We start from the raw sequence: 21,684 nt of genomic DNA on the forward strand, positions 1-21,684 counted from the left end.
GCAGGGCCTCACGGCCCGGCTGAGCTCGCAGAGCAGACGAGAGGGGCCCGCCCGCGGACATCCGCGGACGGGCCCCTCGCGCGCGTCCCGGCGGCTACTGGCGGGGGACGGCCTTGCCCGTGGTCGCGTCGACCACCTTGCGGTCGCCCAGCGGCTGCTGGAGCGTGCCCGTCACCGTCATCTCCTGCGCCAGCATGATGCAGGACTGCCCCGGCTTGTTCGGGGTGTCCGTGATCCTCACCATCACCGACCCGGGCTGCTCGCGGACCTCCAGGGCGTACGCGCTGCACACCCCGCCCCAGAAGTTCACGGTCAGCGTCCGGTCCGCCGCGGAGTACGAGAAACCGGGCACGGTCTGCCCCTTCGCGGGCGGGTCGACCGGGGCGGGCGGGTCGAGCGGGGGAGCCTCCTGGGTCAGGGACGCAGGCTGGGCCACCGTGTGGCCCGGACCGCCGCTCTTGCCCTCCACCGCGAACAGCCAGGCCGGCACCAGGCCGCGGCCCGCTTGGACCGTGCCCGGGACCAGCCCGAGCTCGGCGCCGCGCACCGACTCCGTCCGCGTCGGCTTCATCGGCCGGGGCTCCGGGTTGCAGGGCAGCGTGTCCGTGGCGCCGTCCGGGGTGTCCGGGGTCAGCGGGACGCTCGTGGCGCAGCCGCTCGGGCCGGGGTCCGTGGCGCCGGAGCCCCGGGACTTGTCGTTGAGCCGGGCCAGCGCGTCCACGGCGCCGATCACCGGCTGCTCGCCGGCCCGCTCCGGAACCTTCAGCTCGCCACTGCCCGACACCACCCGGGAGTCCACCCCGACACCGATCCGGGTGGACCACCCCTGCGTGCGCAGGCCCCCGATCACCGGGTCGGCCGTCACCAGGCGTACGGAGCCCTGGGCGACCCGGGCGTCGAGCGCGGCCGCGCCCTGGCCCACGGCCGCCAGCACGGGCGCGGCGGCGGCCTTGGCGGCCTCCTCGGAGACGGGCGTCCCGGCGGTGCCGCCGTGCTCCTGGCCCAGGTCCTGGGGGAGGGTGGCCGGTCCGCAGGTGTCCTTGCCGCGCACGCAGTCGTCCCCGGTGCCGCCGACCTGGAAGCGGGAGAAGTTCCAGGTCCCCGGAGCCTTCAGGTTCACCGTGAGCCGGGGCCCGGAGCCGTCCGCGGTCTCCCCGGCCTGCCAGGTCTCCCCGACGAGCCGGGGCGCACCGGAGATCCCCAGCGCCGTCGCGAGCCGCGCCACCTCGGCGGAGGTCACCTCACCGCTCGCGGCGAAGGCCGGCGCCGTGGCCGGGCCGTCCGGGAGGGGGACATCGGCGGTGTACGTGACCCCGCCGCCGGCGGGGTCGGGCTCGCCTGGGGCGATGCCGGGCCCGGGTGGAGTGGGCGCCGAGCGGGGCGCGGAGGCCGCGCTGACATCCGTACGCCCCTCCCCGTGGGCGGTCGACGCCCAGATGGCGGTGCCGCCGCCGGTGAGCAGGACGGCGGCCGCGATCGAACCGACGACCCAGACCTGCCGCCGTCGTGTGGCACGTGACGCACCGGGTGCCTCAAGCACCTCGGGCGTCTTGGGTGCACCGGGTGCTTCCAGTCCATCGGGTTGTTCGCTGGTCACCGCATCGCTCCTTTGCCCGTCCCGCATGGGGTGATGCGGGTGTGACGGAACAGACGCGGATCCGGTTCCGCCGGGGCCGGTCAGGGCCGGACGGCCTAGTTGTATTGACCCGCAGGGTTGTTGACTCGGGTGATGGGTGGGTGTCCGCCCAGTGCGGTGTGGCTGCGGTGGTGGTTGTAGGTGTGGAGGAAGTCTGCCAGGGCCGCTGTCCGTTCCTGGTTGGAGGTGTAGGGCCGTAGGTAGGCCCATTCGTCCAGGAGGGTGCGGTTGAAGCGTTCGACTTTCCCGTTGGTTTGTGGCCGGTAGGGCCTGGTCTTCTTGTGGGCGATGCCGGCCGCGGCCAGGGCCTGGGTGAACAGCTTCGACTTGTAGCAGGAGCCGTTGTCGGTCAGGACGCGTTCGACGGTGATGCCGTGGCGGGTGAAGAAGACGTTCGCCCGTTGCCAGAACCCGGCGGCGGTTTCCTTGCGTTCGTCGGTGAGGACTTCGCTGTAGGCCAGACGGGAGTGGTCGTCGACCGCGGAATGGACGTAGGAGTAGCCGATCACTGGCGTGGAGCTTCTGCGCTCGGTGGTGCTGCTCTGGCGGTTTCGGTCGCCTGCCGTCCGGCCGACCGTGCGCCAGCCGCCACCGTCCGGGATGTTCCCGAGTTTCTTGATGTCGACGTGGATGAGTTCGCCCGGGTGCTCGCGTTCGTAGCGGCGGATCGGCTGCCCGGTGGGCCGGTCCAGCCAGGCCAGGCGGCCCAAACCGTGGCGGGTCAGGATCCGGTGCACGGTCGAGGCGGGCAGCCCCAGGATCGGGCCGATCCGGGCAGGGCCGAGCTTTCGGGTTCTGCGCAGGTCACAGACCCGGGCTTCGACCGCTGCGGTCGTGCGGTGCGGTGTTGTGCGCGGCCGGCTGGATCGGTCGTGCAGGCCCGCTTCGCCCTCGGTCCGCCATCGGCGGACCCACTTGTGGGCGGTGGCCCGCGAGATACCCATCTCGGCCGCGACGTGCGCGACGGGGCGGCCCGAGCGGACTCGTTCGACCAGCAGGCGCCTACCGAAGACGGTCAGCCGGGCATTACGGTGGGACACGAAGACCTCCGTCGTGCAATGGGTTCCTAGACAGCTCCCACCACACCGGAGGTCTTCGCCATGTTCAAGACCTCGGCAGTGTCAACAACGCTCGTGATCAATACACCTAGTAGCCGTAGACCGCCGTGGAGGCGATGAGGCGGGCCGAGTCCGCCGGGACGCGGATCCCGCTGATCTGGGAGGGCGCGACCCTATCCGGCCGCGGATCCGCGGGAACCGGCCAGTGCGGGGCCATCCGGGCGCAGTCGCCCAGCAGCTGCTCGAACTCGGTGCCCGCCGTGATCCCGGCGGGCCGGACGGGCCCGAAGCCATCGGTGTAGGTCATGGGGCACGGTAGGCACGTCACCTCGGGTGAAGAAAGAGCTACTACGGGGTAGTTTCTGCCGGTCGGCCTCGGCCCGCCGACCGGGTAGTTTTGAATGTCCCCTTGCCTTCCCTCGCAGGAGCGTCCACGCCGTGCGTATCGCAGTCACCGGCTCCATCGCCACTGACCACCTCATGACCTTCCCCGGCCGCTTCGCCGACCAGTTGGTCGCGGACCAGCTGCACACGGTCTCCCTCTCCTTCCTCGTCGACAACCTCGACGTACGGCGCGGCGGCGTCGGCCCGAACATCTGCTTCGGCATGGGGCAGCTCGGTGCCCGGCCGATCCTCGTCGGCGCGGCCGGCTCCGACTTCGACGAGTACCGCGCCTGGCTCGACCGGCACGGCGTCGACACCCAGTCCGTGCGGATCTCCGAGGTCCTGCACACCGCGCGCTTCGTCTGCACGACGGACGCCGACCACAACCAGATCGGCTCCTTCTACACGGGCGCGATGAGCGAGGCCCGCCTGATCGAGCTGAAGTCGGTCGCGGACCGGGTCGGCGGCCTGGACCTCGTCCTGATCGGCGCGGACGACCCCGAGGCGATGCTGCGCCACACGGAGGAGTGCCGCACGCGGGCGATCCCCTTCGCCGCGGACTTCTCGCAGCAGATCGCCCGGATGGACGGCGACAACATCCGCACCCTGATGGAGGGCGCGACGTACCTCTTCTCGAACGAGTACGAGAAGGGCCTCATCGAGGCGAAGTCCGGCTGGACCGACGCGGAGATCCTGGCGAAGGTCGGCACCCGGGTCACCACGCTCGGCTCGAACGGCGTCCGCATCGACCGGGTCGGCCACGACCCGATCGTGGTCGGCTGCCCGGAGGAGACCGCGAAGGTCGACCCGACGGGTGTCGGCGACGCGTTCCGCGCGGGCTTCCTTACGGGGCTCGGCTGGGGCGTCGGCCTGGAGCGGGCCGCGCAGGTCGGCTGCATGCTGGCCACGCTCGTCATCGAGACCCTCGGCACCCAGGAGTACACCCTGGGCCGGGCCCACTTCATGGAGCGCTTCACGAAGGCCTACGGCGACGAGGCGGCGACGGAAGTCCAGTCCCACCTCCCGGCGTAGCCCCTCGCGGCCCGGTGGACGGGTGCGGGTGGTCCGGCCCTGCGGGGCGAAGTCCCCTACCCACCCTTCCACCGTTCCCCGGGGCTCCGCCCCGGACCCCGCGCCTCAAACGCCGGCGGGGCTGGACATATCCAGCCCCGCCGGCGTTCCGCCCCGCAGGGCAGCCCCCGACGCGACCCGGGTCAGACCGCCCGGCGGACCGTGTACGCCGTACCGAGGGGACGCGGGGCTTCGCCCACGTAGATCTGCCCCCGCATCGCGCACCACGCCGGAATGTCCAGTCGCGCGACCTCGTCGTCCGACAGGACGGTCACCGTGCCACCCACCGGAACCCGCCCGATGGCGCGCGCCAGCTCGATCACCGGCTGCGGACACCGCAGGCCGAGGGTGTCCAGCTCCAGGGATTGCGCATCCGGATCGGCGGCCATCACCGGTTCCACCACGCCGAGTTGCTCGCGGACCCCCGCCACCAGCCCCGGCAGGACCTCCAGGAAGCCGTTGACCTCCGCCGCGGTCGTACCGGCCGGCAGGGACACCCGTACGTTCCCCTCCGACAGCACCCCCATCGCCCGCAGGACATGGGACGGCGTCAGCGTCGAGCTGGTGCACGAGGAGCCGGAGGAGACGGAGTACCCGGCCCGGTCCAGCCCGTGGAGCAGGGTCTCCCCGTCGACGTACAGGCAGGAGAAGGTGACCAGGTGCGGGAGCCGGAGGTCGGGATGGCCGACCACCTCCACGTCCGGCACCAGGCGGGCGACCCGCCGCCGCAGCCGGTCCACCAGGATCCGCAGGCGGGCCGCCTCCGCGTCCGCCTCCGCGCGCACCGCCCGCAGGGAGGCCGCCGCCGCGACGGCCGCGGGGAGGTTGACGAAGCCGGGGGAGCGCCCCGACTCCCTTTCGTCGGACGGGCCTTGGGGGGCGAAGCGCACTCCCTTGCGGACCACCAGCAGGCCGACCCCGGCCGGGCCGCCCCATTTGTGGGCGCTCGCGCACAGCACGGACCAGTTCCCGGGGACCGGCCCCCAGCCCAGCGACTGCGCGGCGTCCACCAGCAACGGGACCCCGGCGGCGGCGCACACCTCGGCGACCTCGGCCACGGGCTGGACGGTGCCGACCTCGTGGTTGGCCGACTGGAGGCAGGCCAGCGCGGTGGAGGGGCCCACGAGTTCCCCGTAGGAAGAGGCCGCGACCCGGCCGAACCGGTCCACCGGGACCTCCTCGACCCGCCCGCCGCCCGCTGCGTGGACCTCCGCCGCGTGCAGTACGGAGCTGTGTTCCACCGCTGATACGACCAGATGCCCGCCGACGCGCCGACGCCCCGCCAGGACCCCGGCCATGCCCGAGTGAACCGAGTGCGTCCCCGAAGGAGTGAACACGAGCTCGTCGGGACGGCAGCCCACCGCCTCCGCCGCGGCCTCCCGCGCCGCGTCCAGCAGCAGCCGGGCCCGGCGCCCTTCGCGGTACAGCCGGGCCGGGTCGGCCCAGCCTTCGTCAAGGGAGGCCTGGAGAGCCTGCCGGGCCACGGGGTGCAGCGGGGCGGCGGACGCGGTGTCGAAGTACGGCATCCGGCCACGCTAACGGGCCGCCACGCCGGCGCCGCGCCCGACCGAGGTCAGGGGCCGTCAGATGCCTTCGGGACCCCGCCATTCGGGGCCCGTTGGGCCGTCCCCCGTACGGCGGATCCATCCCTTCGGGGTCAGTAACGGCGCGTTGGGCACCCTCCCCGCGCGACCCCAAATAGCGTCCAGTAGGGTTTGGTCCGCATAAACATCCAAACCCCTGCCTGCGTCAGGGCCGGCGACCGACCCGAATGCGGCCGCGGCCGGCCGCGCGGGCCGAGACTCTCGGGAAGGCGCTACGTGAGTCCCTACGGCTCCGACCGCTCGCCGCGGCGCCCGATGCGGCGGAAGCTGCTGCAGGCGCTGACTGCGGGCGTGGTCCTGGCGACCGCCACTGGTTGCTCGTATACATGGAAAGACTTCCCCCGCCTCGGATTGCCCACCCCGGTCACTGAAGAGGCGCCTCGCATCCTCTCCCTGTGGCAGGGGTCCTGGGCGGCCGCTCTGATCACCGGCATCCTCGTGTGGGGCCTGATCATGTGGAGCGTCATCTTCCACCGGCGCAGCCGGACCAAGGTCGAGGTTCCCCCGCAGACCCGGTACAACATGCCCATCGAGGCGCTGTACACCGTGGTCCCTCTCATCATCGTCTCGGTGCTCTTCTACTTCACCGCGCGTGACGAGTCGAAGCTGCTCTCCCTCTCCGCCAAGCCGGCGCACACGATCAACGTGATCGGCTACCAGTGGAGCTGGGGCTTCAACTACGTCGAGGACGTCGACGGCGATGCGGCGACTCCGAAGGCGGGCGAGGTTCCCAAGGAACTCGCCGCCATCCCGGACCGCTACACCAAGGACTTCCCGGCGGGCGCCGAAGGCGTCTACACCAAGGGCGTCCCGAGCGACCGGAACGCGGAGACCGGCAACCCGGGCCCGACGCTCTGGCTGCCGAAGGGTGAGAAGGTCCGCTTCATCCTGTCGTCGAACGACGTCATCCACTCCTTCTGGGTGGTCCCCTTCCTGTTCAAGCAGGACGTCATTCCGGGGCACACCAACGTCTTCGAGGTCACCCCGACCGAAGAGGGCGTCTTCATGGGCAAGTGCGCCGAGCTCTGCGGTGTCGACCACTCCCGAATGCTCTTCAACGTCAAGGTCGTCTCCCCGGAGGCGTACAAGGCGCACCTGAAGGAGCTCGCGGAGAAGGGTCAGACCGGCTTCCTCCCGGCCGGCATCCAGCAGACCGACCCGGCCCGCAATGCTGAGGTGAACAAACTGTGAGCATCCTCAACCAGCCTCAGGGTGCCGAGGCCGACTCGTACGAGAACGAGTTGCCGGTACGGAGCAAGCAGCCGGGCAATGTCGTCGTGAAGTGGTTGACCACTACCGACCACAAGACCATCGGCACGATGTACCTGCTCACGTCGTTCGTGTTCTTCCTCATCGGCGGTCTCCTGGCGCTCTTCATGCGCGCCGAGCTGGCCCGTCCGGGTACGCAGATCATGTCGAACGAGCAGTTCAACCAGGCGTTCACCATGCATGGCACGATCATGCTGCTGATGTTCGCCACCCCGCTGTTCGCGGGCTTCGCGAACTGGATCATGCCGCTGCAGATCGGCGCGCCCGACGTGGCGTTCCCGCGGCTGAACATGTTCGCGTACTGGCTGTACCTCTTCGGTTCGACCATCGCGGTGGCCGGCTTCATCACCCCCTCGGGTGCCGCCGACTTCGGCTGGTTCGCCTACTCCCCGCTGTCGGACGCCGTCCGCTCGCCGGGCATCGGCGCCGACATGTGGATCATGGGTCTGGCCTTCTCCGGCTTCGGCACGATCCTCGGTTCGGTCAACTTCATCACCACGATCATCTGCATGCGCGCCCCCGGCATGACGATGTTCCGCATGCCGATCTTCACCTGGAACGTGCTGCTGACCGGTGTTCTGGTCTTGCTCGCCTTCCCGGTGCTGGCCGCCGCGCTCTTCGCGCTGGAGGCCGACCGGAAGTTCGGATCGCACATCTTCGACGCGGCCAATGGCGGCGCGCTCCTATGGCAACACCTCTTCTGGTTCTTCGGACACCCAGAGGTGTACATCATCGCGCTACCGTTCTTCGGAATCGTTTCCGAGGTCATTCCGGTCTTCTCGCGCAAGCCGATGTTCGGTTACATCGGCCTGATCGCCGCGACGATCTCGATCGCCGGCCTTTCGGTGACGGTGTGGGCGCACCACATGTACGTCACCGGCGGTGTGCTGCTGCCGTTCTTCTCCTTCATGACGTTCCTCATCGCGGTTCCGACCGGTGTGAAGTTCTTCAACTGGATCGGCACCATGTGGAAGGGCTCGCTGTCCTTCGAGACCCCGATGCTCTGGACGATCGGCTTCCTGGTCACCTTCACCTTCGGTGGCCTGACCGGCGTCATCCTGGCCTCGCCCCCGATGGACTTCCACGTCTCCGACTCGTACTTCGTCGTCGCGCACTTCCACTACGTCGTCTTCGGCACCGTGGTGTTCGCGATGTTCGCCGGCTTCCACTTCTGGTGGCCGAAGTTCACGGGCAAGATGCTGGACGAGCGCCTCGGCAAGATCACCTTCTGGACGCTGTTCATCGGCTTCCACGGCACCTTCCTGGTGCAGCACTGGCTGGGCGCCGAGGGCATGCCGCGTCGTTACGCGGACTACCTCGCGGCGGACGGCTTCACGCTGCTGAACACGATCTCGACGATCAGCTCGTTCCTGCTGGGCCTGTCGATGCTCCCCTTCATGTACAACGTCTGGAAGACGGCGAAGTACGGCAAGAAGGTCGAGGTCGACGACCCGTGGGGCTACGGCCGTTCGCTCGAATGGGCGACGTCTTGCCCGCCCCCGCGGCACAACTTCCTCACCCTGCCGAGGATCCGGTCCGAATCCCCGGCATTCGATCTGCACCACCCCGAGATCGCGGCCCTCGACCACCTTGAGGACCACGCCGTGGCCGCCAAGGCCGTCGCGGGTGGCAAGGAGGCCGGCAAGTGAAGATCCAGGGCAGGATGTTCCTGTGGCTCGCCGCCTTCATCCTGATCATGACCGTCGTGTACGGCGTGTGGTCCAAGGAGCCGGTCGGCACCACCGCGCTCGCACTGGCCTTCGGCCTGAGCGCCATGATCGGCTACTACCTGGCCTTCACGGCCGCGCGCGTGGACGAGATGGCCCAGGACAACCTGGAGGCCGACGTCGCCGACGAGGCGGGCGAGCTGGGGTTCTTCTCCCCGCACAGCTGGCAGCCGCTCTCGCTGGCCATCGGTGGCGCCTTCGCCTTCATGGGCGTCGTCTTCGGCTGGTGGCTGATGTACTTCTCGGCGCCGCTGATCCTGATCGGTCTGTGGGGCTGGGTGTACGAGTACTACCGCGGCGAGAACCAGAACCAGTAGCCGCACCCGTGCCGCCGCTCCTTTCGGCGGCCACAGCGTGAGACCAGGGGCCCGGACACCTCCAATGGAGGAGTCCGGGCCCCTCGTTTGCAGTCACCCCGCGCGCCGTAATTGTCATATCTTCATAGCGTTGGCTTCATGAACCAGTCACCGCGTCTTTGGACGGTTATCGGCTGCTCCCTGCTGGTCGCGTCCCTCGGGGCCGGCGCCACCGCATGCGGGTCGGGCGACGACAACCCGCTGTCCGCCCGCCCCTACGACGCGGGCGACCAAGTCGCCCTCAACCAGTCGTCCGGCAGTCGCCCGGTCGACCCGGACCGGCCCCTGGAAGTCACCGCCAAGAGCGGCGAAGGCCGGATCACCGACGTGAGCGCCGTGGACACCCACGGCCGCCGCCTGGCGGGCGAGTTGTCCGCCTCGGGAGACCGCTGGCACAGCACCGTCCCGATGGCCGCCGGCGTCCGCTACACCGTCCTCGTGAGCACCGAGGACGAACGGGGCGCCCCCGGGCAGCGCACGCTCACCTTCGACACCACCCCGGCGCAGAAGGTCCTCAAGGTCGAATTCGGCCCGGACGAGGGCAAGTACGGCGTCGGACAGCCCCTGACGGCCGAACTCAACGAACCCGTCAAGGACAAGGCCGCCCGCGCCGTCATCGAGCGGGGCCTGGTGGTCGACGCCCCGGCGGAGGCCGTGGGCGCCTGGCACTGGGTGGACGACAAGAAGCTCCACTACCGGCCCAAGGAGTACTGGCCCGCCAACACCACGGTCTCCGTACGGAGCAACCTGGAGGGCATCAAGATCTCCGACGACCTGCACGGCGCCGCCTCCAAGCCGCTGAAGCTGGAGATCGGCGACCGCGTCGAGGTCACCACGGACGCCTCCTCGCACTGGCTCACCTTCAAGCGCAACGGAGAAGTGATCAATTCCATCCCGGTGACCACCGGAAAGCCGGGCTTCTCCACCCGAAACGGCGTCAAGGTGGTCCTCGGCAAGCAGTACTACGTCCAGATGCGCGGCGACACCGTGGGCATCGGGGGCAGCGAGTACTACAACCTGCCCGTCTACTACGCGACCCGTGTCACCTGGAGCGGTGAATACGTCCACGCCGCGCCGTGGTCCGTCGGCTCCCAGGGCTACGAGAACGTCAGCCACGGCTGCACCGGCATGAGCACCGGCAACGCCGCCTGGTTCTACGAGAACATCACCGAAGGCGACATCGTCCGGGTCATCAACAGCATCGGCGACGACATGGACACCTTCGGCAACGGCTTCGGCGACTGGAACATGGACTGGAAGGACTGGCGCGAGGGCAGCGCCCTGCTCAAGGGCACCCAGGAGGGCCGCAGCCCGGTCGACCAGGCGCGCCTGCGCCCGCAGGTGTAACCACCGGGCCAGGAGCGCCAAGAGCGCCGGGAGGGGCCGGGAAAGGGGCACGGGTGCCCGTACGGACCGTACGGGCACCCGTGCCCCGGTATGCGCCGGTAAGGCGCTGTGCGGGGCGCACAGGCCCCGCAGGCCCCACGGCCCCCGTTACGCCGCCGGGGAGAGCCGCGCGCGCAGCAGACCCGCCAGGGCCTGCGCGAAGTCCACCGGATCAACCGGAAGAGTGACGGCGGCGTCCGCGCGGCTCCAGGTGGCCAGCCAGGCGTCCTGCGGACGGCCCATCAGGAGCAGTACGGGCGGGCACTGGAAGATCTCGTCCTTGATCTGCCGGCACACGCCCATGCCCCCCGCCGGAACCGCCTCGCCGTCCAGGACGCACACGTCGATGCCGCCCGCGTCCAGTTCCTTCAGGACGGCCGGCAGCGTGGCGCACTCCAGGAACTCCACCGGCGGCAGGTCGGCGGCAGGCCTGCGCCCGGCCGCCAGCCGCACCTGCTCCCGGGTGCCCGCGTCGTCGCTGTAGACCAGAACCCGCGCAGTCGCCCGCATTTCGTTCCTCCACGTGTCCCGTGAATCACGTTGATGTTGCGCGGGATGCTACTCCGTCCGACCCGGTGTCAACATCGGTTCGCACAGCCTCGCCCGAGGGACGGCCGGCGGGCGTCCGAAGGGCGATCTGATGGGCGATCTGATGGGCCGTTCGGGCCTTGCACACGCCCCTGACACTCCGAACGGCACCCCCCGGGGTGAGGGCGGGATAAGGGACCGACATAATGTCGGTCGTGGCGACAGCAACGACAGTAGATACCGGGCACGCGCACCCGACGGTCAACAGGCCGAACCTCGTCAGCGTGGGAACCATCATCTGGTTGAGTTCCGAGCTGATGTTCTTCGCGGCCCTCTTCGCGATGTACTTCACCCTGCGATCCGTGACAGGCGCCGAGTACTGGACAGAACAGGCTTCGGCCTTGAATCTGCCCTTCTCGGCGACGAACACGACGATCCTGGTGCTTTCCTCGCTCACCTGCCAGCTCGGCGTATTCGCCGCCGAGCGCGGGGACGTGAAGAAGCTCAGGACGTGGTTCATCATCACGTTCGTCATGGGTGCGATCTTCATTGGCGGCCAGGTGTTCGAGTACACCGAGCTGGTCAAGCACGAGGGCATGAGCCTCTCGTCCGGTCCGTACGGCTCGGTCTTCTACCTGACCACCGGCTTCCACGGTCTGCACGTGACGGGCGGTCTCATCGCCTTCCTGCTGGTCCTCGGCCGGACGTACGCGGCCAAGAGGTTCACCCACGAACAGGCCACGTCGGCCATCGTCGTGTCCTACTACTGGCACTTCGTCGATGTCGTCTGGATCGGCCTCTTCGCAACGATCTACCTGATCAAGTAGCGAACACGTCGCCGGGCCGAGCCCGGCACTCCATCCAGACACACCGACGCAGAAGATCCTGACACCGGGGTAATCCGTGAAAAAGCTCTCCGCACGACGACGCCATCCGCTGGCGGCGGTCGTCGTTCTACTCTTCGCGCTGGCGGTTACCGGGGGGCTGTACTCCGCCTTCGCGCCCGCGGGCAATGCGAAGGCCGACGAAACCGTCCAGTCCCTCGCCATCGAGGAGGGCCAGAAGCTCTACGCCGTCGGCTGCGCAAGCTGCCACGGAACCGGCGGGCAGGGTTCCTCTGACGGCCCCAGCCTGGTGGGCGTCGGCTCCGCTGCCGTCGACTTCCAGGTGATGACGGGCCGTATGCCCGCCCAGCAGCCCGGCGCCCAGGTGCCGAAGAAGCCCGTCATCTACACCCAGGCGCAGACCGACCAGCTCGCCGCGTACATCGCGTCCCTCGGAGCCGGCCCGATCGTGCCGACCGAGAAGCAGTACGACCCGGCGGGTGCCGACATCGCGAAGGGTGGCGAGCTGTTCCGCAACAACTGCGCGCAGTGCCACAACTTCACCGGCGAGGGCGGCGCACTGACGAACGGCAAGTACGCCCCCAACCTTGAGGGTGTCGAGCCGAAGCACGTCTACGAGGCCATGCTCACCGGCCCGCAGAACATGCCCTCCTTCCCCGACAGCACCATGCCGGAGAAGCAGAAGAAGGACATCATCGCGTACCTCCAGCACGTCAACGGCGAGAAGTCGACCAGCCCCGGTGGCCTCAAGCTCGGTGGCCTCGGCCCCGTCTCCGAGGGTCTCTTCGGCTGGATCTTCGGACTGGGTGCGCTGATCGCTGTCGCCGTCTGGGTCGCGGCCCACACCGCTAAGGCCAAGAAGTCATGAGTAGCCAAGACATTCCCGAAGAGAAGCACCTGCCGAGCGAGCAGGTCGACGCGCACCACGGTGCCGCGGCAGTGCCGGACGGCGACCCGTTCGCCGACCCCGGTCTGCCGGTCCACCGGCCGCGGATCCAGGACATCGACGAGCGGGCCGCGAAGCGCTCCGAGCGCACGGTGGCCTTCCTGTTCACCCTGTCGATGCTGGCGACGATCGCCTTCATCGCCTCGTTCGTGATCCTGCCGGTCGACAAGATCGTCTACATCTTCCCCATCGGGAAGGTGAGCGCTCTCAACTTCGCCCTGGGCGTCAGCCTCGGCGCGGCCCTCTTCTGCATCGGCGCGGGCGCGGTCCACTGGGCCCGCACCCTGATGTCCGACGTGGAGGTCGCCGCCGAGCGCCACGAGATCGCGGCCCCGCCCGAGGTCAAGGCGCAGGTCATGCAGGACTTCGCGGACGGCGCGCGCGAGTCGGCCATCGGCCGCCGCCCGCTGATCCGCAACACGATGTTCGGTGCGCTGGCCCTGCTGCCGCTCTCCGCCGTCGTGATCCTGCGCGACCTGGGCCCGCTGCCCGAGGACAAGCTGCGCAAGACCATCTGGGCGAAGGGCAAGATGCTCATCAACCAGAACACGATGGAGCCGCTCCGTCCGGAGGACATCGTCGTCGGTTCGCTGACCTTCGCCATGCCGGAAGGCCTGGAGGAGGACGCGCACGACTTCCAGACGCAGATCGCCAAGGCCGCCCTGATGATCGTCCGCATCCAGCCGGAGAACATCAAGGACAAGAAGGAACTGGAGTGGTCCCACGACGGGATCGTGGCCTACTCCAAGATCTGCACCCACGTCGGCTGCCCGATCAGCCTGTACGAGCAGCAGTCGCACCACGTGCTCTGCCCGTGCCACCAGTCCACCTTCGACCTCTCCGACGGCGCCCGAGTCATCTTCGGCCCGGCTGGTCACGCGCTCCCGCAGCTGCGGATCGGCGTCAATGACGAAGGTTTCCTCGAGGCGCTCGGCGACTTCGAAGAGCCCGTCGGTCCCTCTTTCTGGGAGCGCGGATGAGCACTGCCACCGAAACCAAAGAGCGCAAGGCTCCGGCCGGCGAGCGCGTAGCCGACTGGGCCGACGGCCGGCTGGGCATCTACAGCCTCGCCAAGGCCAACATGCGCAAGATCTTCCCGGACCACTGGTCCTTCATGCTGGGCGAGATCTGCCTCTACAGCTTCATCATCCTCATCCTCACGGGTGTGTACCTGACGCTGTTCTTCCACCCGAGCATGAACGAAGTGCACTACGACGGTTCGTACATCCCCATGCAGGGTGTCGCGATGTCGGAGGCCTTCAAGTCGACCCTGGAAATCAGCTTCGACGTCCGCGGCGGTCTGCTCATCCGGCAGATCCACCACTGGTCGGCGCTGATCTTCATCGCGGCGATGCTCGTGCACATGATGCGCGTGTTCTTCACCGGCGCGTTCCGCAAGCCCCGTGAGGTCAACTGGGTCTTCGGCTTCCTGCTGCTGGTCCTCGGCATGTTCACCGGTTTCACCGGTTACTCCCTGCCGGACGACCTGCTCTCGGGCACCGGTGTCCGCTTCATGGAAGGCGCGATGCTGTCCGTGCCGATCGTGGGCACGTACCTGTCGTTCTTCTTCTTCGGCGGGGAGTTCCCCGGCGGCGACTTCGTGGGCCGGCTCTACTCGGTGCACATCCTGCTGCTGCCCGGCATCATGATGGGCCTGCTGGTGGCCCACCTGATCCTGGTCTTCTACCACAAGCACACCCAGTTCGCGGGCCCCGGCAAGACCGAGAAGAACGTCGTCGGCATGCCGCTGCTCCCGGTCTACATGGCCAAGGCGGGAGGCTTCTTCTTCCTGGTCTTCGGCGTCATCGCGCTGATCGCGGGCATCGCCTCGATCAACCCGATCTGGGCGCTCGGCCCGTACCGTCCGGACCACGTGTCCACCGGTGCGCAGCCCGACTGGTACATGGGCTTCTCCGAGGGCCTGATCCGTGCCATGCCGGGCTGGGAGATCAACCTGTGGGGCCACACCCTGGCCCTGGGCGTGTTCATCCCGTTCACGATCTTCCCGCTGGTCCTGGCCACGATCGCGGTCTACCCGTTCATCGAGTCCTGGGTCACCGGGGACAAGCGCGAGCACCACATCCTGGACCGCCCGCGCAACGCCCCGACCCGTACGGGCTTCGGCGTGGCATGGCTGACGTGGTACGTCATCCTGCTGATCGCCGGTGGAAACGACATGTTCGCGCAGTACTTCCACCTGTCGATCAACTCGATCACCTGGTTCGCCCGCATCGGGTTCTTCGTCGGTCCGGTCATCGCGTTCATCATCACCAAGCGGATCTGCCTCGGCCTCCAGCGCCGGGACCGGGACAAGGTGCTGCACGGTCGCGAGACCGGCATCATCAAGCGCCTGCCGCACGGTGAGTTCGTCGAGGTCCACGAGCCGCTCTCGCAGGGCAAGCTGCACACGCTCACCTCGTACGACCAGTACGAGCCCGCCGAGATCGGCCCCACGGTCGACGAGAACGGTGTCGAGCGCAAGGTGAAGCCGCTGGAGAAGCTCCGCGCCAAGCTCAGCAAGGGCTACTACGGGGAGAACAACCAGATCCCGAAGCCCACGGTCGAGGAGTACAAGGAGATCCAGAGCGGCCACGGCCACCACTGATCTCCCGCATCACGGCTTCACATGCTTCACACGCTTCACGCAGTACGCACCACGCATGACTGCTTGAGGGACTGATTTCGGTCAGTCCTGGTGTCGCCACGGCGAGAGCCCCGTCCAGTGTCTGGACGGGGCTCTTTGCCGTCCCCGGGGCTGGATAGGCTGAAGCCCTTCCCATTCGACGTGGAATCCTCGACGAGCAGCAGGAGCGGACCATGAACCTGGTGACCCCGGCAGGCGGCGACAGCGCGGCGGCCCGCGGCTGGCCGGGCGTTCTGGAGGCCCTGCTGACCGGCCGCGACCTCGGCGCCGACGACACGGCCTGGGCCATGGACAGGATCATGCGCGGGGAGGCCACCGACGCCCAGATCGCCGGCTTCGCCGTCGCGCTGCGGGCCAAGGGGGAGACCGTCTCCGAGATCAACGGCCTGGTCCGCGCCATGTACGAACACGCCAACCTGATCGAGGTGCCGGGCCGGACGGTGGACATCGTCGGGACCGGCGGCGACGGGGCCAAGACGGTCAACATCTCCACGATGTCGGCGATCGTGGTGGCGGGTACGGGCGCCAAGGTCGTCAAGCACGGCAACCGGGCCTCGTCCTCCGCGAGCGGCTCCTCGGACGTCCTGGAGAAGCTGGGCGTCAACCTCGACCTCACCCCCGCACGGGTCGTGGAGGTGGCCGAGGAAGCCGGGATCACCTTCTGCTTCGCGGTCAAGTTCCACCCCGCGCTGCGGCACGTGGCGGCGGCCCGCCGGGAGCTCGGCATCCGGACCACCTTCAACTTCCTCGGCCCGCTCACCAACCCGGCGCGGGTCCGCGCGCAGGCCACCGGTGTGGCCGACGCGCGGGTGGCCCCGATCGTCGCGGGCGTCCTGGCGGAGCGGGGCTCCTCGGCGCTGGTCTTCCGCGGCGACGACGGGCTCGACGAGCTCACCACCACGGCGACCTCCCGGGTCTGGTGGGTCCGCGACGGCGAGGTCCGGGAGCAGGGCTTCGACCCGCGCGACATCGGCATCCCGCTGGTTCCGGTCTCCGCCCTGGCCGGCGCGGACGCCTCGTTCAACGCGGACGTGGCCCGGCGCCTGCTGGCCGGCGAGACCGGCCCCGTGCGCGACGCGGTGCTCCTCAACTCGGCGGCGGCCCTGGTCGCGCTGGACCCGGGTACGGGCACCCTGGAGGAGCAGCTCGCCGCCGGTGTCGTACGGGCGGCGGAGTCCGTGGACTCGGGCGCGGCCCGGGCGGCGCTGGCCCGCTGGGCGGCTGCGAGCAACGCGTAGCCCTTGCGGTGGATGGCCATTGCGACGGGATCCGGCCATGATCCGACAACGACCCCGGTCCGCCATGTGGACCGGGGTCTTGCGTTCGGAAGATCATGTGGCAGGATGCTCCTCAGGTCACGAGTGACAGCGTTTAGGCCCCGGCTTGCTGTCCGGCAACCCTCCTTCCGTGGCGGGGTGCCCCGGGTGATGACCAGGTCGTAGGCAGTGAGGTCTACGGCAAGCGCGGATCCCTCGAACACCAGGGGTCCTGGTCTTCTGAGGAGCGTTTTCCGTGAGCAAGCGAATGCGATAGGGCGACTCCGCCCCTTCTTCACCCCTCGGAACAGGGTCACTTCCGCGTACCCGCAGCACACCTGCGCACTACGCCGGCCGATCCGCTTTCCGGGGCACTCCCGTACCCCGAACGGCCGCAGCGCCGTAGCCGTGTCGGCGGACGGGCACACCGAAGCCATTCACACCTGCCTGCCGGGAGATACCGCCATGTCCGCAACCCTGAACGCCGCCGCCACCGCCAACGCCGCCGCCGTCGAGCCCGCCTGTGCCGAGCCGCTGCCGGTCCTGGGCCGTGACGTCACCGTCCCGCTCGTCACCGGCGGCGAGGTCACCTACGCCGCCCTCGACTACGCCGCCAGCGCCCCCGCCCTGCAGCGGGTCTGGGACGACGTGGCCGCCTACGCCCCGTACTACGGCAGCGTCCACCGCGGCGCCGGGTACCTCTCGCAGCTCTCCACCGACCTGTTCGAGCAGAGCCGGGTCACGGTCGCCGAGTTCCTCGACTGCCGCCCCTCCGACCAGGTGATCTTCACCCGGTCGACCACCGACTCCCTCAACCTGCTCGCCGCGGTGCTCCCGGCCGACTGCCAGGTCTTCGTCTTCGAGACCGAGCACCACGCCTCGCTGCTCCCGTGGACGAACGCCCGGGTCACCTACCTCAACGCCCCCCGCACCCCGGACGAGGCCGTCGCCACCCTGGAGCGCGCCCTGGCCGACCGCGACCCCTACGGCCCGGCGCTGGTATGCGTCACCGGAGCCTCCAACGTCACCGGCGAGCTGTGGCCCGTCAGGGAACTCGCCGCCGCCGCGCACGCCCACGGCGCCCGCATCGTCCTGGACGCCGCCCAGCTGGCCCCGCACCACCCCGTCTCGGTCCAGGACCTCGACGTGGACTGGGTCGCCTTCTCGGGACACAAGCTCTACGCGCCCTTCGGCTCGGGCGTGCTCGCCGGCCGCGCGGACTGGCTCCAGGAGGCGGACCCGTACCTCGCCGGCGGTGGAGCCTCCCGCAAGGTGGCCCGCCGCGAGGACGGCGGCGTGGACGTCGAGTGGCACACCACCGCCGCCCGCCACGAGGCCGGCTCCCCGAACGTCATCGGCGTCTACTCCATCGCCTCCGCCTGCAAGGCGCTGAACGAGGCCGGCTTCGAGAACCTCGTCGCCCGCGAGCAGCACCTCATCGCCAAGGTCCGGGGCGGCCTCGCCGAGGTCCCGGCGGTCCGCGTCCTGTCCCTCTTCGGCGACGACGCCCCGCGCGTGGGCGTGATCTCCTTCGTCGTCGACGGCTGGAACAGCTCGCACTTCGCGGCCGCGCTCTCCGCCGAGTACGGCATCGGCGTCCGCGACGGCCTGTTCTGCGCCCACCCGCTGGTCCGCACCCTGCTCGGCAGCGAGCCGCAGGCCCAGGGCGAGTGCGGAGCCCCGGAGGCGGCCCCGGGGGAGCGCTCGCTGAACGCGATCCGCGTCAGCTTCGGCGCCGGCACCCCCGACGAGCACGTCGACCGCTTCGTCCGCGCCGTCAAGGAGCTCGTGGCGGACGGCGCCAAGTGGCAGTACCGCACCGAAGAGGGCCGCTGCGTCCCGGCCGTCTGACAGGCGTGACCGCGGGGGCCGGCTGCCCTGCGGGGGCTGTCCCCTACCCGCCCTTCCACCGTTCCCAGGGCCCTGCCCTGACCCGGTCCTCAAGCGCCGGACGGGCTGGAGGGGTCCCGGGCTGCGCCCGGACCCCCTGGGGCTCCGCCCCGGACCCCGCGCCTCGAACGCCGGCGAGGCTGGATTTGCCCGGCCGGTGTTCCCCGGCCGGCCAGGCCCTACGCGTCGAGGCCGATCGCGAAGGCCGCTTCCAGGTCGTGCTGGGAGTACGTGCGGAACGCCACGTGCGTGTCCGTCGCCTCGACGCCCGGGATCTTGCTGATGCGGCCGGGGATGATGTCGGCCAGGTCCTCGTGCCGGGGGACCCGGACCATCGCGATGAGGTCGTACGTACCCGTGACCGAGTAGACCTCGCTGACGCTGTCCAGCGCGGCGATGGCCTCGGCGATCTCGGGGATCCGGTCCACGCTGGTCTTGATGAGCACGAGTGCGGTGATCACGGTTGGCTGTCTCCCTCGCCTACTGTCACTGGTCGACCCACTCTAGTCCCACCCCGGTAGCGGGCCCATGCGTAGAGGAAGCCCACCGAGAAGCCCACCACGTGGGCCAGATAGGCCACTCCGGGGCCGCTCGCCGCGCGGTGTGCGGCCAGCCACTGCAGGCCGAACCAGAACATCAGCACGATCCACGCCGGGAAGCGCAGCGGCAGGAAGAACAGGAACGGGAACAGGCTCGTCACCCGTGCCTTGGGGAACAGGTACAGGAAGGCCCCCAGGACCGCGGAGATCGCCCCGGAGGCCCCGACCAGGGTCTGGTCCGAGGAGGCGTAGGCCGCCGCGTACGCCGCCAGGGCCAGGTAGCCCGTACAGACGTAGAAGCAGAGGAACCCGGCCCGGCCCATGCGCCGCTCCGTCATCGCCCCGAAGACGTAGAGGAAGAGCATGTTGCCCAGCAGGTGCAGCCAGCTCCCGTGGACGAACAGGGCCGTGAGGGGGGTGAGCGCCGCCCGGCCCGAGCCGGTGAAGAGCTCGTCCGGGACCACGCCCCAGCGCCGGAAGTACGCCGTGCCCGTGGTCAGGAGCTGATCGCCCGTCCCGTAGACCGGGTTCAGCCCCGACGCCGGGCTCAGTACGAACACCACGCAGCAGCCGGCGATCAGCGCGTGGGTGACCACCGGGCCCCGGGCGGCCTCGCGTACGGCCTGCCACCTTACGATCATGCGACCGAGCATGACCCAGCCGGGCCCACCAGCGGGTGCGGCAGGCCGTAGGGTTACGAGCTACGCACGCACGCGCGCGCCACCCGTGACGACACGGGAGGGTGCGGTGCTTGCTCCATGTGAGCGATAGAAGGAGAGAGCGGCCTGATGACGGTTCCCCTGCCGACCGACACCACCCGGTGGCGCTGCACCCTGTGCGGCAACCTCACGCGCTTCGACGTCACCCGTTCGTCGAAGGTAGTGGAGTACGTCCACCTGGACCTCGCCGGGGAGCCCAAGGTCGAGGAGCGCGAGGTGGTCAATGAGACCATCGAGTCGGTCCGCTGTCGCTGGTGCAACGCGGTGGACCAGATCGAGCTCGTCGACAGGCCGGGCGCGGACTCCTGACGGAGCCCCGCCCACAGGTGAATGACGGTAGGGGTGACGGATTGTGGAGCCAGCAAGCGGCGCTGAGCCGGCCGACGGGCCCGGCGACGCCGCGGAGGTCCTCGACCGACCGCTGCCGGAAGGCGTGCGGCGCCGGGTCGTCGCGCTCGTCTCGGACGCCTTCGGCGGGCTGACGGTCGCGGACCTCCCGGCGCAGCTGCGTCAGTACGCCCGTTTCACCCCGACCCGGCGCGCCAAGTTCGCGGGCAACGCCATGGCCACGGCCGTGGAGAGCGACCCCGTCTTCCGGGGCCGGGTCGCCGAGAAGTTCCGCGAGACGCAGGCCGACCTGGCCTCCGCGCTGGAGTCGGGCGCCCCGCCCGCCGCCGCCGATCCGCTGGACGTGGCGGCCGCCGCGTACGTGCTGCGGCCGGCCGGCTGGGTCAAGCTCGTCGCCGCCGCGGGCGAGGAGGCGCAGCGCGCCGACGCCGAGCGGGTCGACGAGGAGGCCCGCCGCGAGATGGAGCGGCTCCGCGAGGAGCTGGCCCACGTACGGGAACTGCAGCGCACGGGCGTCGACCAGGTACGGGCCGAGCTGGACGCGGCGCGCAAGGAAGCGGAATCGCTTCAGCGCAAGCTGCGCAGTGCCCTCAGCGACGTCAAGCGGGGCGACGCCGCCCTGCGCAAGATCAACGCGGAGGTCGACGGCATCCGCGCCGAGGCGGCCGCCCAGGTGACCACCGCGGAGAGCGAGACCCGTCGGCTCAAGTCCCGCCTCGCGGAGGTGGAATCGGCGCTGGAGACCTCGCGCCGGGCCACCCGCGAGGGGCGCAGCATCGAGGACATGCGGCTGCGGCTGCTGCTGGACACCGTGCTGGACGCGGCCGCGGGACTGCGCCGGGAGCTCGCGCTGCCGCCGGTCTCCACGCGGCCCGCCGACACGGTCGAGGCGGTGGAGCCGGGCCGGATGACCCCGAAGGACATCGCGGCGCGCGCCCTGTCGGAGACCGACCCGGCGCTGCTGGACCAGCTGCTGGCGCTGCCCCAGGCCCATCTGGTGGTCGACGGCTACAACGTCACCAAGACCGGCTACCCGACGATGCCGCTGGAGAAGCAGCGCCTGCGGCTGCTGGGCGGGCTGTCGATGCTCGCCGCGCAGACGGGCGCCGAGATGACCTGTGTCTTCGACGGGGCGGAGCTGGCGGCCCCCGTGCTGCTCGCGCCGCCGCGCGGGGTGCGGGTGCTGTTCTCCAAGGCCGGGGTGACGGCGGACGAGCTGATCCGCCAGCTGGTGCGCGCCGAACCGGCGGGCCGTCCCGTGGTGGTGGTCTCCACCGACCGCGAGGTCGCCGACGGTGTGGCCAAGGCCGGGGCGCGGCCGGTGACGTCCGCCTTGTTGCTGAAGCGGCTTTCGCGCGTTTCGTAACTACTGGGCCCAATGCCGGAATTGATAGGGCGCCGCGGGAACGTACCGTCAAGTCATCGACACAGAGCGTGCGCTGTAGGTAAAGAACCTGGTCGGACGGCGAGTTTTTTGC

20 protein-coding genes and 1 riboswitch are annotated in these 21,684 nt (G+C 69.8%); of the genes, 13 read left to right on the forward strand and 7 right to left on the reverse strand.

Annotated elements, in window-relative coordinates; genetic code table 11:
• Positions 1–94 precede the first annotated feature (94 nt).
• The 3 genes from OHA37_RS28260 to OHA37_RS28270 form a co-directional block, all read right to left on the reverse strand.
• Positions 95–1,597 (reverse strand): hypothetical protein, encoded by a 1,503-nt coding sequence (locus tag OHA37_RS28260; protein ID WP_266909377.1) that lies wholly within the window; start codon positions 1,595–1,597, stop codon positions 95–97.
• A gap of 95 nt (positions 1,598–1,692) precedes the next feature.
• Entirely contained in the window at positions 1,693–2,676 is a 984-nt protein-coding gene (locus tag OHA37_RS28265) for an IS481 family transposase (protein WP_266909378.1), read from the reverse strand.
• A gap of 106 nt (positions 2,677–2,782) precedes the next feature.
• Positions 2,783–3,001 (reverse strand): hypothetical protein, encoded by a 219-nt coding sequence (locus OHA37_RS28270; protein WP_266909379.1) that lies wholly within the window; start codon positions 2,999–3,001, stop codon positions 2,783–2,785.
• Between the two features lie 131 nt (positions 3,002–3,132).
• Between OHA37_RS28270 and OHA37_RS28275 the strand changes: the two genes are divergently transcribed.
• Positions 3,133–4,110, forward strand: a complete 978-nt coding sequence (locus OHA37_RS28275) for a carbohydrate kinase family protein (RefSeq protein ID WP_266909380.1) — start codon at positions 3,133–3,135, stop codon at positions 4,108–4,110.
• Positions 4,111–4,292: 182 nt separating this feature from the next.
• On the opposite strand, the gene OHA37_RS28280 is transcribed toward OHA37_RS28275, so the two are convergent.
• A complete protein-coding gene (locus OHA37_RS28280; RefSeq protein ID WP_266909381.1) occupies positions 4,293–5,675 on the reverse strand; it encodes a cysteine desulfurase/sulfurtransferase TusA family protein in 1,383 nt (460 codons plus the stop codon).
• Positions 5,676–5,969: 294 nt separating this feature from the next.
• On the opposite strand from OHA37_RS28280, the gene ctaC reads away from it, so the two are divergent.
• From ctaC to OHA37_RS28300, 4 genes are all read left to right on the forward strand, one after another.
• Positions 5,970–6,944 carry an aa3-type cytochrome oxidase subunit II gene (gene ctaC / locus OHA37_RS28285; protein WP_266909382.1) on the forward strand — a complete coding sequence of 325 codons (975 nt, stop codon included), beginning with the start codon at positions 5,970–5,972 and terminating at the stop codon, positions 6,942–6,944.
• Entirely contained in the window at positions 6,941–8,671 is a 1,731-nt protein-coding gene (gene ctaD, locus OHA37_RS28290; protein WP_266909383.1) for an aa3-type cytochrome oxidase subunit I, read from the forward strand. Before ctaC ends, ctaD begins: the two co-directional genes overlap by 4 nt.
• Positions 8,668–9,066: a cytochrome c oxidase subunit 4 gene (locus tag OHA37_RS28295; protein WP_266909384.1), complete on the forward strand. Its 399-nt coding sequence runs from the start codon at positions 8,668–8,670 to the stop codon at positions 9,064–9,066. Before ctaD ends, OHA37_RS28295 begins: the two co-directional genes overlap by 4 nt.
• A 138-nt stretch (positions 9,067–9,204) precedes the next feature.
• The gene (locus OHA37_RS28300) at positions 9,205–10,452 is read left to right on the forward strand and encodes a L,D-transpeptidase (protein ID WP_266909385.1); all 1,248 of its coding nucleotides are present in this window, start codon (positions 9,205–9,207) and stop codon (positions 10,450–10,452) included.
• A gap of 147 nt (positions 10,453–10,599) precedes the next feature.
• Here OHA37_RS28300 and OHA37_RS28305 read toward each other — a convergent pair whose 3' ends face one another.
• Positions 10,600–11,001, reverse strand: a complete 402-nt coding sequence (locus OHA37_RS28305) for a hypothetical protein (protein ID WP_250742508.1) — start codon at positions 10,999–11,001, stop codon at positions 10,600–10,602.
• A gap of 224 nt (positions 11,002–11,225) precedes the next feature.
• Between OHA37_RS28305 and ctaE the strand changes: the two genes are divergently transcribed.
• The 6 genes from ctaE to OHA37_RS28335 all read left to right on the forward strand — a co-directional run bounded on the left by ctaE (position 11,226) and on the right by OHA37_RS28335 (position 18,561).
• Positions 11,226–11,846: an aa3-type cytochrome oxidase subunit III gene (gene ctaE, locus OHA37_RS28310; protein WP_008738823.1), complete on the forward strand. Its 621-nt coding sequence runs from the start codon at positions 11,226–11,228 to the stop codon at positions 11,844–11,846.
• A 76-nt stretch (positions 11,847–11,922) separates the two neighbouring features.
• Positions 11,923–12,732, forward strand: a complete 810-nt coding sequence (gene qcrC, locus OHA37_RS28315; RefSeq protein WP_243330033.1) for a cytochrome bc1 complex diheme cytochrome c subunit — start codon at positions 11,923–11,925, stop codon at positions 12,730–12,732.
• Positions 12,729–13,790 (forward strand): cytochrome bc1 complex Rieske iron-sulfur subunit, encoded by a 1,062-nt coding sequence (qcrA, locus tag OHA37_RS28320; protein ID WP_266909386.1) that lies wholly within the window; start codon positions 12,729–12,731, stop codon positions 13,788–13,790. Before qcrC ends, qcrA begins: the two co-directional genes overlap by 4 nt.
• Positions 13,787–15,415 (forward strand): cytochrome bc1 complex cytochrome b subunit, encoded by a 1,629-nt coding sequence (gene qcrB / locus OHA37_RS28325; protein ID WP_266909387.1) that lies wholly within the window; start codon positions 13,787–13,789, stop codon positions 15,413–15,415. Before qcrA ends, qcrB begins: the two co-directional genes overlap by 4 nt.
• Before the next feature lie 212 nt (positions 15,416–15,627).
• On the forward strand, positions 15,628–16,692 hold the full coding sequence (gene trpD / locus OHA37_RS28330) for an anthranilate phosphoribosyltransferase (RefSeq protein WP_266909388.1): 1,065 nt from the start codon (positions 15,628–15,630) through the stop codon (positions 16,690–16,692).
• Between the two features lie 115 nt (positions 16,693–16,807).
• Positions 16,808–16,924: riboswitch (SAM riboswitch) on the forward strand.
• Positions 16,925–17,175: 251 nt separating this feature from the next.
• Complete coding sequence (locus OHA37_RS28335; protein ID WP_266909389.1) at positions 17,176–18,561, forward strand: aminotransferase class V-fold PLP-dependent enzyme; 1,386 nt, start codon at positions 17,176–17,178, stop codon at positions 18,559–18,561.
• A 218-nt stretch (positions 18,562–18,779) separates the two neighbouring features.
• On the opposite strand, the gene OHA37_RS28340 is transcribed toward OHA37_RS28335, so the two are convergent.
• Positions 18,780–19,061, reverse strand: coding sequence for an Lrp/AsnC family transcriptional regulator (locus OHA37_RS28340; protein WP_266909390.1), 282 nt, complete (start codon positions 19,059–19,061; stop codon positions 18,780–18,782).
• The gene (locus OHA37_RS28345) at positions 19,058–19,792 is read right to left on the reverse strand and encodes a rhomboid family intramembrane serine protease (RefSeq protein ID WP_266909391.1); all 735 of its coding nucleotides are present in this window, start codon (positions 19,790–19,792) and stop codon (positions 19,058–19,060) included. The genes OHA37_RS28340 and OHA37_RS28345 overlap by 4 nt, the downstream gene beginning before the upstream one ends.
• Before the next feature lie 135 nt (positions 19,793–19,927).
• Here OHA37_RS28345 and OHA37_RS28350 point away from each other — a divergent pair, with 135 nt between their 5' ends.
• Together OHA37_RS28350 and OHA37_RS28355 are read left to right on the forward strand one after the other, a co-directional pair.
• Positions 19,928–20,167 carry a hypothetical protein gene (locus OHA37_RS28350; protein WP_008738811.1) on the forward strand — a complete coding sequence of 80 codons (240 nt, stop codon included), beginning with the start codon at positions 19,928–19,930 and terminating at the stop codon, positions 20,165–20,167.
• Positions 20,168–20,207: 40 nt separating this feature from the next.
• A complete protein-coding gene (locus tag OHA37_RS28355) occupies positions 20,208–21,572 on the forward strand; it encodes an NYN domain-containing protein (RefSeq protein WP_266913152.1) in 1,365 nt (454 codons plus the stop codon).
• Positions 21,573–21,684: the final 112 nt, after the last annotated feature.

Source organism: Streptomyces sp. NBC_00335, assembly GCF_036127095.1.
GTDB lineage: Bacteria > Actinomycetota > Actinomycetes > Streptomycetales > Streptomycetaceae > Streptomyces.

Excerpts from the sequence above, each read along its gene's own strand:
- OHA37_RS28345 (WP_266909391.1), bottom strand. The coding sequence starts at position 19,792 with ATGCTCGGTCGCATGATCGTAAGGTGGCAGGCCGTACGCGAGGCCGCC.
- OHA37_RS28280 (WP_266909381.1), bottom strand. The coding sequence starts at position 5,675 with ATGCCGTACTTCGACACCGCGTCCGCCGCCCCGCTGCACCCCGTGGCC.
- OHA37_RS28305 (WP_250742508.1), bottom strand. The coding sequence starts at position 11,001 with ATGCGGGCGACTGCGCGGGTTCTGGTCTACAGCGACGACGCGGGCACC.
- ctaE (WP_008738823.1), top strand. The coding sequence starts at position 11,226 with ATGTCGGTCGTGGCGACAGCAACGACAGTAGATACCGGGCACGCGCAC.
- OHA37_RS28270 (WP_266909379.1), bottom strand. The coding sequence starts at position 3,001 with ATGACCTACACCGATGGCTTCGGGCCCGTCCGGCCCGCCGGGATCACG.
- OHA37_RS28350 (WP_008738811.1), top strand. The coding sequence starts at position 19,928 with ATGACGGTTCCCCTGCCGACCGACACCACCCGGTGGCGCTGCACCCTG.
- qcrA (WP_266909386.1), top strand. The coding sequence starts at position 12,729 with ATGAGTAGCCAAGACATTCCCGAAGAGAAGCACCTGCCGAGCGAGCAG.
- qcrB (WP_266909387.1), top strand. The coding sequence starts at position 13,787 with ATGAGCACTGCCACCGAAACCAAAGAGCGCAAGGCTCCGGCCGGCGAG.
- OHA37_RS28300 (WP_266909385.1), top strand. The coding sequence starts at position 9,205 with ATGAACCAGTCACCGCGTCTTTGGACGGTTATCGGCTGCTCCCTGCTG.
- OHA37_RS28335 (WP_266909389.1), top strand. The coding sequence starts at position 17,176 with ATGTCCGCAACCCTGAACGCCGCCGCCACCGCCAACGCCGCCGCCGTC.
- trpD (WP_266909388.1), top strand. The coding sequence starts at position 15,628 with ATGAACCTGGTGACCCCGGCAGGCGGCGACAGCGCGGCGGCCCGCGGC.